This is a genomic window from Listeria costaricensis, assembly GCF_900183385.1.
In the GTDB taxonomy this organism is placed as follows: Bacteria; Bacillota; Bacilli; order Lactobacillales; family Listeriaceae; genus Listeria; species Listeria costaricensis.
In genome coordinates this window covers 200,071-213,500 of the sequence record NZ_FXUT01000010.1, presented here as the reverse complement: position 1 = coordinate 213,500, position 13,430 = coordinate 200,071, and the positions used below count along the sequence as shown (strand labels likewise).

General features: G+C 45.2%; 12 protein-coding genes and 1 riboswitch. Of the genes, 8 read left to right on the top strand and 4 right to left on the bottom strand.

Annotation, left to right across the window (positions count from 1 at the left end; genetic code table 11):
* The first annotated feature begins 81 nt into the window (after positions 1–81).
* Positions 82–1,485, top strand: a complete 1,404-nt coding sequence (gene gad, locus CS921_RS10035) for a glutamate decarboxylase (protein WP_099223453.1) — start codon at positions 82–84, stop codon at positions 1,483–1,485.
* Positions 1,486–1,624: 139 nt separating this feature from the next.
* Here the strand turns inward: gad and CS921_RS10030 are convergent, their stop codons facing one another.
* Together CS921_RS10030 and CS921_RS10025 are read right to left on the bottom strand one after the other, a co-directional pair.
* A complete protein-coding gene (locus tag CS921_RS10030; RefSeq protein ID WP_099223451.1) occupies positions 1,625–4,357 on the bottom strand; it encodes a YhgE/Pip domain-containing protein in 2,733 nt (910 codons plus the stop codon).
* A gap of 24 nt (positions 4,358–4,381) precedes the next feature.
* Complete coding sequence (locus tag CS921_RS10025; protein ID WP_240422334.1) at positions 4,382–4,915, bottom strand: RrF2 family transcriptional regulator; 534 nt, start codon at positions 4,913–4,915, stop codon at positions 4,382–4,384.
* Between the two features lie 484 nt (positions 4,916–5,399).
* On the opposite strand from CS921_RS10025, the gene CS921_RS10020 reads away from it, so the two are divergent.
* Positions 5,400–6,437, top strand: a complete 1,038-nt coding sequence (locus CS921_RS10020) for a DUF4303 domain-containing protein (protein WP_099223449.1) — start codon at positions 5,400–5,402, stop codon at positions 6,435–6,437.
* Between the two features lie 48 nt (positions 6,438–6,485).
* A riboswitch (PreQ1 riboswitch) is annotated at positions 6,486–6,530 on the top strand.
* 7 nt (positions 6,531–6,537) lie between these two features.
* Positions 6,538–7,029: a QueT transporter family protein gene (locus CS921_RS10015; protein ID WP_099223447.1), complete on the top strand. Its 492-nt coding sequence runs from the start codon at positions 6,538–6,540 to the stop codon at positions 7,027–7,029.
* A gap of 212 nt (positions 7,030–7,241) precedes the next feature.
* On the opposite strand, the gene CS921_RS10010 is transcribed toward CS921_RS10015, so the two are convergent.
* Together CS921_RS10010 and CS921_RS10005 are read right to left on the bottom strand one after the other, a co-directional pair.
* Entirely contained in the window at positions 7,242–7,559 is a 318-nt protein-coding gene (locus tag CS921_RS10010; RefSeq protein WP_099223445.1) for a hypothetical protein, read from the bottom strand.
* Between the two features lie 49 nt (positions 7,560–7,608).
* Complete coding sequence (locus tag CS921_RS10005; RefSeq protein WP_099223443.1) at positions 7,609–8,085, bottom strand: hypothetical protein; 477 nt, start codon at positions 8,083–8,085, stop codon at positions 7,609–7,611.
* A gap of 133 nt (positions 8,086–8,218) precedes the next feature.
* Here CS921_RS10005 and CS921_RS10000 point away from each other — a divergent pair, with 133 nt between their 5' ends.
* The 5 genes from CS921_RS10000 (at position 8,219) to alr (ending at position 13,265) form a co-directional block, all read left to right on the top strand.
* Positions 8,219–8,701: a PH domain-containing protein gene (locus tag CS921_RS10000; protein ID WP_099223441.1), complete on the top strand. Its 483-nt coding sequence runs from the start codon at positions 8,219–8,221 to the stop codon at positions 8,699–8,701.
* Positions 8,694–10,199: a PH domain-containing protein gene (locus CS921_RS09995; protein ID WP_099223439.1), complete on the top strand. Its 1,506-nt coding sequence runs from the start codon at positions 8,694–8,696 to the stop codon at positions 10,197–10,199. Before CS921_RS10000 ends, CS921_RS09995 begins: the two co-directional genes overlap by 8 nt.
* 181 nt (positions 10,200–10,380) lie before the next feature.
* Positions 10,381–11,769, top strand: coding sequence for a protoporphyrinogen oxidase (gene hemG / locus CS921_RS09990; RefSeq protein WP_099223437.1), 1,389 nt, complete (start codon positions 10,381–10,383; stop codon positions 11,767–11,769).
* The gene (gene acpS / locus CS921_RS09985) at positions 11,766–12,128 is read left to right on the top strand and encodes a holo-ACP synthase (protein WP_099223435.1); all 363 of its coding nucleotides are present in this window, start codon (positions 11,766–11,768) and stop codon (positions 12,126–12,128) included. The genes hemG and acpS overlap by 4 nt, the downstream gene beginning before the upstream one ends.
* Positions 12,129–12,143: 15 nt before the next feature.
* Positions 12,144–13,265, top strand: a complete 1,122-nt coding sequence (gene alr / locus CS921_RS09980; RefSeq protein WP_099223433.1) for an alanine racemase — start codon at positions 12,144–12,146, stop codon at positions 13,263–13,265.
* The last annotated feature ends 165 nt before the right edge of the window (positions 13,266–13,430 follow it).

The following is a 13,430-nucleotide window of genomic DNA, read 5'->3' as shown; positions in this document are numbered from 1 at the left end:
TTTGAGTTTGGCGCTTTTTTGTTTTAGAATAAATACGCAGGGTAGGTAAGATAGAGTAAGAAGAGAAAAGGAGGCCCTAAAATGTTGTATGGTAAGAAGGATCAGAAGCGTCATCAGAGTTATCAAGTGCCTATTTTTGGTTCAGATGAGGAAAATCGGGAGATGCCGAGGTATAAATTGGCCGATGAGCCTGTTGAACCGCGAATCGCATATCAGCTCGTCAAGGATCAGCTGATGGATGAAGGGAACGCACGTCAGAATCTGGCAACATTTTGTCAAACTTTTATGGAACCGGAAGCAGAAAAGCTGATGGCTGAAACGCTGGAAAAGAATGCGATCGACAAGTCGGAATATCCGCAGACGGCTGAACTGGAAAACCGTTGTGTCAATATTTTGGCGGATCTGTGGAACGCGCCGAAAGACGAACCGTTTGTTGGAACCTCGACAGTTGGGTCCAGTGAGGCCTGCATGCTTGGCGGGATGGCCATGAAGTTCCGGTGGCGCAACTTGGCCAAAGCGCGTGGCCTGGATGTCACAAAGCAGCAGCCAAATCTGGTCATTTCGTCGGGCTATCAGGTTTGCTGGGAGAAATTCTGCGTCTATTTTGATGTGGAAATGCGGGTTATACCAATGGACGAAGAGCATCTCAGTTTAGACACGGACCGGGTCTTTGATTATGTCGATGATTACACGATTGGGGTAGTGGGCATTCTTGGCATTACCTATACGGGCAAATATGATGACATCGAGGAATTAGATCGTAAAGTGAGCGCCTATAATGCCGAACATGAACACGAGCTGGTCATTCATGTAGACGGTGCGAGCGGCGCCATGTTCACCCCATTTGTCGAACCAGACCTCGAGTGGGATTTCCGGTTGAAAAATGTGGTTTCCATCAATACATCCGGTCATAAATATGGACTTGTCTATCCAGGTGTTGGTTGGATTTTATGGCGGGACAAGGCCTACTTGCCAGAGGAACTCGTCTTTCGTGTGAGCTATCTGGGCGGAGAAATGCCGACAATGGCGATTAATTTTTCCCGCAGTGCCAGCCATATCATTGGGCAGTACTATAATTTCTTGCGTTATGGTTTTGAAGGCTATCAGGAAATTCAAACCCATACGCAGAAAGTCGCGAAGTATCTGGCTGAAAAAATTGAAGCAACCGGGCGCTTTGAAATCTATAATGATGGTCAGAATCTGCCCATTGTGTGCTATCGTTTGAAAGAAGACAGCGAGACGAAGTGGACACTTTATGATTTAGCAGATCGGCTGTTGATGAAAGGCTGGCAGATTCCGGCATATCCACTGCCAGAGGACCTGTCAGATATTTTGATTCAGCGGATTGTTTGCCGGGCTGATTTGGGCTGGAATGTGGCGGAAGAGCTGGTGGCTGATTTTAATGAAGCGCTGGTGGAATTGGATCAGGCGCACTTGCTTTATCATGATGACAGCGAGAAGAAGCCTTATGGTTTTACGCATTAAAAAACTGCAGCAAAGCGACTCATAAGAGGGCTTTACCGCAGTTTGAGAAGGAGGCAGAAATGCTTCCTTTTTTATTTGGAATTGAAAAGCAGGACTACTAACATCAGGACTGGTAAAGTTCGCCTGCCATCCTTATGCATTAAACTTCTTCGATCAGTGACTGATTGTCAACTTTAAAACGTTTCTTGCGGCGCAGATACATGGTGCCAATCAAAAGCGCGTTAAAGGCAATCACTAGGCCTGCTAGAATCAAGGCGCTATGCAGATAAACCGTATTGCCAAGTCCGGATGAGATGGCTTGTCTGAAACCATACACTGAGTAAGACATTGGCAGGAATGGGTGAATCGCATTAAAGAAGCTGTTAGTAAGCGGCATTGGGAAGGTTCCGCCAGCACCGCCTAATTGTAAGACGAGAAGTACCATGGCAATAAAGCGTCCCGGATTGCCGAAACTCATGGCTAGGAACATCACGATAAACATGTAGGTGAGCGATGTCAGAATGGAGATCATAAAGAACTCACCTAAATGGTTGACGCTTAGACCAAGGGCCAGCATGATCAGATCCAAGATGACCGCTTGTAGAACTGCTGCCACAAAGCCGATTGAAAATTTGCTGAACCACCAGGACAAGCCGGATGTCGGTGTCATAGAAGGACGGCGAATCGGGAAGATAAAGTTAAAGACGAGGGCGCCGACATATAGACCGAGAGACAGGACATAAGGTGCCAATCCGTGGCCATAGTTAGGGACTTCGCTTAATTTTTCTTCGCTGAGTTTTGTTGGCGCGGCAAACATGTTGTAGGTCTTATTGGTTGCTTTCGTGTCACTTATTTGCTTTGCACCGTCGCTTAATTTTCCAGATAGCTCATGAGTGCCGTCTTGCACGGCTGAAATGCCATCTCCAAGCGTTTTGGAACCATCTGCCAGCTTGCCAGAACCGTCGCTAATTTGTCCCGCACCGTCGGCTAACTTTCCTGCTCCATTTTGAAGAAGCGGCATGCCGTTTTGCAAGGTGCCAAGACCTGCTGCCAGTTGACTCGTTCCGTCTTGCATGGCTGGAAGTTGTGCCGTCATCTGATTCAGGCCGCCTGCCAGCTGCTGACTGCCAGAGATGAGCTGTCCAGAATTCTGGTTGAGCATTTGAACACCGCCAGCCACTTTTGCCAAATTGGTTGAAATTTCTTGACTGCCGTCTTGAAGTTTCGATACACCATCACTGTTTAGCTTAGACAAGTTGCTTTCAACAGAGGCGCTGCCAGATGCGAGTTGTTCGCTTCCATGGATCAGACCGTTCGAGCCGTTTAGGCCGTTTTGGATCGTAGTCAGACCGCCGTTCAAGGTTTTAAGTTTTTGAACGCTTCCCTGAGTTTGGGTAATGAGCTGCGTTGTTCCGCCAGCAATTTCACTTGCTCCAGTTGAAAATTGGCCGATCGCACTGCCAACTTGATCCGTCTTTTGAATGAGCTGATCAATGCCCGCTTTCAGTTGTTTTAAGGATTCGTTTTGTTTGCTGTTCACTTGACCAGCACCAGTTGTTGCGCCTTGTTTAGCTGCTGCGACAATGGCTGCAAGTTCAGGATTGTTTGCATCGATTTTGTTAGTGGCGATCGCTTGCTGAATGGCCGCGTCCACCCCCTGATCGATGGCTGCTTCATAATTTTGGTTATTGCTTTCTTCAAGAGCCGCGAGCCCCGTTTGAACATTGCCGAGTGCTGCACTCAGCTGATTTTGATTGCCCGCATTGACCGCGTTATTTAAATCTTGAATCGATTTTTGGAAAGTAGTAACGCCCGTTTGAAGTTTTTCTAACTGGGCTTTGGCTTCTGGAGAATCGGCTTGATTGATGGCGTCTTGCACACCTTGCGCCGCCTGATCTACACCTGACGAAAGTTCTTTAAGATGCTGCGTGATTTCTTCCTGACCACCAGCTACTTTGCCCGCGCCGTCTTGTAGCTGCGTAACGCTAGAAGCCAGTGTGCCAATTTTAGCTGTTAATGTATGAGAACCATCTGCCAGTGTAGAGACTGGACTAAGCGCACGCACACCATCTGTATATTTCGTCAGACCGAGTGACAGAGTGTCAGCACCAGTTGCCAGTTGGTTTGCGCCATCTGCCGCCTGACTGACACCTGCATTCAGCTGATTCGCACCGTCCGCCAGTTTTGTGACACCATCTGCTGCTTCGCCGACTTTCATGCTCATTTCACTTGCACCGCTCTTGAAAGTGAGACTGCTTGATGCCAGCTTGCTTAGATTTTCTGTGATCGTCTGGTTGCCATCCGCCAGTTTAACCGAACCATCATTTAATTGATGGGCTCCGTCAGCCGCTTGGTTCATGCCGCTAGCCACTTCTTGTATTTTGGCAAAAATGGTTTTGGCATATTCTTTCGTAACACTTGTTGCGACTTCCGTTTTGAGCTGACTGGCACCTTGTTTGGTGACCACTTCGGCAATATAGTTTTGCGAAGGATTGATTTTATAGTCAAGTTGCATTTTCTTCGGATTGTTGTCTAAAACGGTTGCTGCATTGGCAGAAAAATCTTGCGGAATTGTGACGATCATATAATATTTTCCGTCTTGAAGACCTTTTTCGGCATCATGCTGAGTTGTAAAATGCCAGCCGAGATCTTTATTTTTCTTCAAGTTATCGACAAGTTCATTCCCGACATCCAGTGTTTTCCCTTGATAATCGACTTGTTTGTCCTCGTTGACAACAGCTACAGGTAGATTTCCCGTGCTGTTATAAGGATCCCAGACTGATTTCAGGAAAAAGGCACCATAGAGAATCGGAATAAACAAAATAACAGTTGTGGAGATGAGTAGGATCTTGTTGGATAAAAGTCTTTTCCACTCATTTTTTAACATATTCATACTTTCCTCACCACACGATAGAATTTAACTTTCCTGATTAAATAAATTCCAGTTCGTGGCAGGCAATTCGTGCTCCTCAAGCGTCTGTGTCAAAAGATCGGCAATGCTGATTTGGGCGAGATATTCACCCCATACTTGATCTGCTTGTTGGAAAACGTCGACTAAATTTTGTTCGCCTCGTTTAGCCGCATCTTCACGAATGCCGCCGAAAACGGATTTAATCAGACCGCTGTTTGGGAATGACGAATCAGTTCCTTCAACAGCTTCCACAATCTCGAGCAGACTGATTTTTTTAGGACTCCTTGCTAGAAAGAAACCGCCGTTATTACCGGGGACCGAACGAATAATGTTGTGGACCACCAGTTTACGCATGATTTTTTTCAAGTAAGAAGGTGAAACGGAAAGACGGCTGCTGATGGCATCGGATGCGAGCGGTGCCTGTGAATCCTGTGTTGAAAGTAAAGCAACGATGCAAGCGGCCTGTTCTAGTCCTTTCGTTAATTTCAAAATGATCACCTCGATTGATTTGCGGATAGTTAAATATCCAATAATTAGCATAGCACAATTATCCGTTTTTTGAATAGTCGGCGTCGCGATCTTGGTTAATTTGGATATTGATTATCTATTATGGATATTTAAAGTCTACATTGATTATAGTCGGATTTTCAGAAAATGCAAGAGGAAAAGCTTAATTTTTTCAAAAAAGTTTTCAAGAAATGTAATTTAATAATCTTTCCAGTAGTTTTCTTTCATGTTTATGGAAGGAGAAATCTCACTTGATCTAGAGTCAATTTCACAGTACACCTATAGAAGCACAAATTATATCAGAGGAACAGAAGAGAGTACTATGGTTTCTTTCATAGCAATTTATTTTAAAGTAGGCTCAGCATCGAGAATGAGCTGTTTTTGGAGGCGATCAAATCATTGAGGAATCAAGTTGTATTTTTTTGAATTGAATACAAAATTCTTGCAAAATGAGAGGGAAAATTTAATGTTATAATGAAGATAGACAAGTTATGAAAGTGGAAAGGAAGAAATTTTTATGATGCAGCTAACTGAAAATGACATTAAAAAGTTTTGGAAGAATACAGAAGAAAGTCGCAAAGATTTTATGTCAAAACCTCCAAGTAATGAACTTATTCAATGTATCGAAGCGACAGTTGGCTGGACGTTGCCGAAAGCTTATATTGAAATCATGCGTATTCAGAATGGCGGGCTTTTGAAAAAAAGGTTCTTCCAATGCAAAGACCGAACTGGGCATATACAAAAAACCGTCCAATGCGAGGGTTTATTAAGTATTGGAAATGATCGTCCTTTTTCCATCATGGAATTTTATGAGAGTGAAAAAAATGAGTGGGTTAGAAGTATTTTTACTCAAGGAGTCGTTATCGGTATCACATTTACAAGTATTGGCATGGATTACTTTTCATTGAATTATGTTAATAAAGGGAAGAATAATAAACCGCAAGTGGTTTTTCATACAAGAGAATGGAGAAGTCAAGAATGGCAACCCGTAGATTATGTACTGGCAGAGAGTTTTGAGGAATTTTTTACGGGATTAGTAAACAAACCAATGAAAATCCCCTTCGACAATGAGCGCTTTCAGTCCGCCTTATATAAAGAAGTGAAGCAGGCGTATGCAGCCCACTCCGAGCAGGCAGGTACAGAAGAATTAACGGCGTTTGGTTTGTATATGGATGATAGATGCAGTATGATTTCAAGTGCTGGGAATACAGCGGCCTATTTGGAAGCAGCGAGGGCGGAGGATCCTGAAAATCGCGCTGTCTATCAATATCTGTCAACCGAATGGCAATTTGAGGGGTGCCCTGATACTGATTTGTTTTCTGCATTAGACCGCATGCTACAGGATTATCATGGCATGCTGCTCAATGAACAGGGCTTGAAAAAATTTAGAAATGACTTGTTGGATCAATGCGTAGAGGTACTGGCTAGGCTGAAAAAGGAGAACTTTTTTCCTGAAAACCTGTTATTGATGGTCAATATTTCAAATGATGACCTGCCCAAAGCACGTTTTGAAAGGATTAAAAAGCAGCTCAATGGCGCCCATCTTCTTGATTAGCCTCTATCTTTTCACATTCAGATGCGCTATAATGGTAAATGTTTGAAAAAACACGTAGTTCGAAACCATCCTACGTAAAAAAACTAGGGAGAGAATGTAAATGAAAATCAAAACTATCACAGCAAACGCGATTGTGGCCGCACTTTATGTGGCAATGGGGCTCCTTGTAGCACCGATTGCTTTCGGGGCCATCCAATTCAGGCTACCGGAAATCTTCAACCATCTGATCGTTTTTAACAAAAAATACTTCTGGGGAATCATCGTCGGCGTTTTTGTCACAAATCTGTTTTTCTCCTCACTGGGCTGGTATGACCTGGTCTTCGGTGTGGGGCAGTCGATTCTTTCACTACTCATCACGATCGGCTTGTCAAAATTTGTGAAAAGTACGATTTGGCGCATGGTGCTGAATACGATCGTTTTCACAGTCACGATGGCAATCATTGCTTTCGAGCTGGTTCTTGTTTTTGAGTTGCCGTTCTTCTATACGTGGCTGACTTGTGCGATTGGCGAGCTGGTCATCATGGGAATCGGCATTCCACTAATGTACTGGATCGATCAGAAAGTACATTTTAATAAATTGATCGAAAAATAATCAAAATCCCGCGGTAAGCCATCATTAAAAAGGCTGCGCGGGATTTTTTGTGGCGGTTAAACCGAGTCCGTTAAAATCAGCCATTGATTGAGCGAATCGAAGCCGCTTACCATGAGCTGTACTTGGAGAAAACGGCAGGCATGCGGATTTTGGGCATGAAAATTAGCCGTTTCCTTTAATTGACCAAAAAACGCCGTTCCGTTAATTTGAAATCAAATACCTTGTGGGTAGAAAGCAAGGACGCTGACCGACAGCTTTTGACCGATATGGAAAAGCTGTTCCGCTTTTTCCCAGATTGGCTGATAGGGCTTTTTGGCATCGGCCCAAACCTGCTCGAACTCTTTTTTCGAGATATGAGTTGTCCATTCATCCACCTCTACACGGATATTTCCTTCAGCGAGAGTGTCACAGATACTGGAAATGAGAATCCGTCCACCCGGCTTCTTATCGACTTGCCGTTCAGCATAGCCATCATCCGATACTTCCAACCACGATTCAATTCCGTCAAGTTGGACAAAGAGATAATACATGCAAATAGCTCCAATCGTTTTCCTAATCGTAACAAAAAGAGACTTTTTTTTAAATCAACGTCTTTTTTTGTTCGCGAATAGCTGTTAGATCTGTGAAATGGACCTGAGAAACTTTTTCCTGCTGGCTGGATTCTGGCATTTCTACTTGATAACTGAATGTCTCTGTCTGGCCGTTTGCATCTGTCAGGGAAATATGGATGGTATGTGAACCGCTCGCTAAGTTGGCGGTTATTTGATGGGTCGTTTCGCTCGCTACTGAAACGCTACGACCATGATCGATTGCGTAAACGAGCTGCTCTTTTTCATCCGTATTGAAAAGAATCGTGACTTGGCCTTCTTCAATTTGAATGTAGGGCTCAGCAGCTGTATAGGTGTCAATTTGAAAAAGCGCCATCAGTTCGCTGCTCGTTTGCTCTGTGTAGGTTGCGAGAACAGGCTGATTGGCTGCTTTTACGAAGAGCGGGGCGGAAAAACATAAGGCAAAGACAAGTAGTGTGATGGTTAACTTAATTATGAGACGTTTCATCCGTTTTCCTCCCCTGCAAGCTTCGTTACTGACAGTTTAGCGAAAAAGTTTGAAAAAAATATGACCAATCCATTAAATCTTTTCTTGCAATGGCGGTTAAATCCAGTATGATTAAAGTAAAAAGGAGGGCATTATGGAATTAAATCATTTAGAAAAAAAGCTTCCAGCACGCATCAAAATTGTTTGGCAGATCAGTTATGCGATTTCAGCACTTATCTTTCTTCTTCTTTCAGCAGGCTTGCTGATTCTGCTCTATTTGACAGAGGTTTCACTGTGGTGGAGTTTGATTGGGTTTGGTTTTACAGCGGGCTATGCGGTGATCGTTTTTGGCTTTGTGATCCCATTTCGCTACAAGCGTTGGAGTTATCAGATCCGGCATGACGAAATTGAAATTCAGCATGGAATTATTTTTCGCAGTCGGACACTCATCCCGATGATTCGCATTCAGCACGTTGAAACAACACAGGGGCCGCTTTTGCGTAAAGAAAAATTAATGGCGCTGCAAATTACAACAGCAGCAGGCAGTCACACAATCGAGGCGGTTGATGCAGAAGAAGCCGATACGCTCCGTTATCACATTTTGGAGCTTGTAAAGGTGGCGAAAGAGGATGTTTGAGGAACGTCGTCTTCATCCAATCGCCCTCATCAAAGAGATTATCGTTAGCGTCCGGCAGAGCATCATTCCAATTATTGTAGGGGTGTTTTCATTATTTCGCGCAGCAACCGACCAAGGCTGGCTACCAATTTGGTCATACCCGCTGATAATTCTCTTTCTTATCATCCTGATTTTGGCACCGGCACTGATCAAATATGCCACGTTTCGCTATACGCTGGAAGAAGATGGCTTGCGTGTAAGATACGGCTTGATTTTTCGGAAAAATATTTACATTCCGTATGAACGGATCCAGACAATCCAACAGAAGCAGTGGTTTTTCTTCATGCCCTTCAATGTGACGCAGATTCTGATCGAAACGGCAGGCGGAAGCGGGAAACCAGAGGCCGATTTGAGTGCTGTACCCGTTCAGGTTGCAAAGGAATTAAAAGATCTGCGTGATGGCAAAAAAGCCGTACAGGAATCTGAACAACTAAGTGCAGTTGCAGAAACCGATATACATAAAAATCCCTTGGACGTGGAAGCACCGGATCCCGATGAGCTGCCAGATAAAACGGTCACGCTACGAACAAAGGAACTGATTTTGATGGCGGTCACTTCAAGTGGCGTATTCGGCGGTCTGATCATCGTGCTGGCTTTTAGCAGTCAATTTCAAGACCTTCTACCGAAAGATTGGCTGGAAAGTCAGTTTGAGCAGATTTGGAAAATGGGCCTGATCATCGTGACGATTCTTGTCGTCGTGTTGCTACTAATACTGTGGGGCATTTCGATCGTGGCAACATTATTCAAATATTTCCAATTCAAGCTGATGAAATATGAACACCAATTAGTAGTGGAAAAGGGACTCTTGCAGAGAAACCGCACGACACTGAACTTCAGTCGGATTCAAGGCCTTGTGATCATTGAATCACCGCTTAGACAGTGGCTGGGGCTAGTGGGCATCAAAGCGATTACTGCCGGCAGCTCAGGGGATGATGAACATTCAGGAGACATTCTGATCATCCCTATCATGAAGAAAACGGCGGCTTATGCGCTACTTCAAGAACTTTTACCTGACTATCATTTTGATATGACAGCAATTGAGCGGGCTCCTAAAACCAGTCTGCGCCATTTTTTGCAACTATATCTGGGCTGGACATTGGTGCTTTGCCTGATTCCGGCAATTCTATTCTTTCCGCTAGGGCTTGCGGCTTTGCTACTGCTTCTGCTGGTATTATGGAAAGCCGTACTCAGCTACCGAGCGACAGGATTCATGATCAGCGAGCGAACCATTTTGCTGCAAGCACGCCCGTTGTTTTCTAAGACGACTCATCTTGTCCGAAAAGAACGCGTACAGTCATTCCAAGTCCACCGAAGTATCTGGATGCGGCGTTCCAAAACTTGTCATGTCAACATGGCACTTAAATCAGGCAATGGCTCAGCACGCCCGTTTGTCCGCTATTTAAATGAGGAGCAGGCGCAATCCCTCTATGAATGGTATCGCCCGCAAAAAAGAAAATAAACGCATCACATAGAACAGGCTCGGAAATCCTGCCACATTTGCTGGCTTTTATAGGGTTTCCGAGTCTTTTTGTGTGGCTTTATGTTAAATCATCCACGTTTAAAGGGGATCTGATGTGCTGTTACTTACATGTCAAGTATGCTAAAATAGTAACGACTTGAACGAAAAAGGAGATGGCAGAATGAAGCGTATTATCATTATTGGTGGCGGATTATCAGGACTTGCTGCCGCATATACGCTTGAAAAAGAAGGTCAAGGCGAGGTCAGCTGGGATCTGTATGAACAAGCAGACCGATTTGGCGGAAAATTTGAAACTGTAAAGCGTGACGGCTTTCTGATTGAAAAAGGACCGGATTCTTTTTTGGCGCGTAAACCAGCAGGCATCGAACTCATCCGAGAATTGGGGCTAACCGATCAGCTGGTCACAAATAGCACAGGCCAATCCTTTATTTTTCATGATGGCAAGCTGCATCCAATTCCAGAAGGTGCTGTCATGGGAATTCCGACCGATCAAGCAGCCCTCATGAAAAGTACCCTCGTTTCCGAAGCCGGGAAAATGCGTGCGGTGCAGGAACGCGACCTGCCTTTTGAACCGTTGACAGATGATGTCTCACTTGGTGCTTTTTTTGAACAAAGATTCGGTTTGGAACTGGTGAAATGCCTGATCGAGCCGCTACTTTCCGGAATCTACGCAGGAAACATCTATCAAATGAGCCTACGATCGACCTTTCCACAATTTGAAGAGGCCATCCAGCGAGCCGGCAGTCTGATGCGCGGTTTGAAAATCCCTGAAAGCGTCCAACTAAAAACAACCAATACGAAAAATACGATTGGTGCTTTCCGAACGCTCAGAAACGGCTTGGCGGATCTTCCCGCGCAACTCGTCGCCAGTTTGCCGAAAGCCCATTGCCATACGAAAATGTCTGCCAAACAGGTGCTGCAAAAAAACGGCTGTCTGGAAGTCCATTTTGCAGATGGCACCATGGAAGAATGCGATAAAGTTTTGATTGCAGCAACCCATGATACACTGACGGCATTACTGGACCCTGAAACAACTGCCCCGCTTAGGGATGAACCGCTGGCGACCCTTGCAACCATTTCGCTGGCTTACGATAAAAAAGAAGGATTTGAACTGCCTGAAGGAACCGGCTATTTGGTCGCCCGGACGAAAAATTATGCGACGACGGCCTGTACATGGGTAGAAAAGAAATGGCCGCACATGGTACCAGATGGGAAAATGCTTCTTCGCGGCTTTGTCGGTAAGGCGGGGGAAGAACTCGTCAGCCAAAAAACGGATGAAGAACTGGTCGATCTAGTGCGTAAAGATTATCAGGAAATGATGGGCTTGAAAGAGACGCCGCTTTTTGCAGAAGTGAGTCGCATGCAAGACGCCATGCCAAGCTATACGGTCGGGCATAAAGAAAAGCTGGTCGCACTGAGCCGAAATCTCAAAACCCGCTATCCCGGTGTGGAATTTGCCGGAATGAGCTATCAGGGCGTTGGCATTCCTGACTGCATTGCCCTGGCGCGAAAAAAAGCACGGCAACTTTTAAAAGAGGTGACAGAATGATTAAAGGAATCGGCTTGGACATGATCGACTTGGATCGCATCCAGAAGGCCGTCACAAAAAATCCCCGCTTTATCGAGCGGATCTTAACTGAAAAAGAACAGCAGCTTTACAAGAAATATACGGGCACTCGCCAGGTGGAATTTTTAGCCGGACGTTTTGCCGCCAAGGAAGCCTATGCCAAAGCAAACGGAACCGGCTTTGGTGCTGCACTGAGTTTCCTAGATGTGGAGATTTTACAAGCGAAGGACGGGAAACCAGTGGTCGAAAAGCCAGCCCATCCAGAAGAGACGGTATTTATCAGCATTACCCACACAGGAAGATCAGCAGCAGCGCAAGTCATCATTGAAGGAAACAAATAAGGATGTGAAGAAAAGATGGTAACAGGGTGGCATCGTGATACATGGATCGAAGTAGATTTAGCATGTATTCGTACAAATATTAAAAATGAACAAAAAATCTTACCAAAAACAACCGACATTTGGGCGGTAGTCAAAGCCAACGCCTATGGACATGGGATGCTGGAAGTGGCAAAAGCGGCAAAAGAAGCTGGTGCCAAGGGGTTCTGTGTGGCCATCCTTGATGAAGCACTCGCCCTTCGCGCAGCCGGTTTTTCTGAGGAGCCGATCCTAGTGCTGGGTGCTGTCCGCGCAAAGGATGCAAGTCTTGCTGCCGAAAAGCGGATTTCAGTGACCTTGTTCGACCCGTCGTGGCTAGAGCAAGTGACAGAGACGGATGTTCCGCTTCGACTGCATCTGAAAATCGATACGGGAATGGGGCGGCTCGGTGTACGCAGTCAGGAAGAAATCAAACAAGCAGCAGAAAAAATCGCAGCAGATCCACGTTTTGAGTTAGAAGGCGTGTTCACCCATTTTGCCACCGCAGATCAGAAAGACACGGCTTATTATGACACGCAATTGCAACGTTTCAGGGAGGGCGTAGCCTGTCTGCCGAAAAAGCCAGCCTACATCCATGTCGCCAATTCAGCCACCAGCCTGTTGCATGATCAAGCAGATTTCAATGTCGTCCGATTTGGCGTTTCCATGTACGGCATGTCACCATCAGATGAAATTAAAGATATCTTACCATTTGAGCTAAAACCAGCGCTCAGTCTTAAAACCCGCATGGTGCAAGTCAAGGAGCTGCATCCTGGCGACCATGTCAGCTACGGCGCCACCTATGAAGCAAAAGCAAACGAATGGGTCGCCACGCTGCCAATCGGCTATGCAGATGGGATCATTCGGCACTACAGCGGTTTTTCTTTTTTGGTAGACGGCCAGAAAGTGCCCATTGTCGGGCGTGTCTGCATGGATCAGCTAATCGTTCGGCTGCCAAGGGAGTATCCGGTGGGAACCGTTGTGACCCTCATTGGCCAATCGGCGGAACAAGCGATACTGGCAGATGAGATTGCGCGCCATTTGGATACGATTAATTACGAAGTGACCTGCCTGCTAAGTGACCGGGTCCCTCGTATTTATAAAGAAAATAACCACTTTTAAAAAGGCATTAGACGTGCTTTTAAGTGGGAAGATGTTTATAATAAAAGAGTAATGCCATTTGACTTAGAGTAGGTCAAAGGGTCTTCTGCCGCTTTAGGACTATAAGCTAAATTATCACTTTTTTAGTAAGAGAATTAACAAAAATGCTTTTCTAAAAGAAGCTGT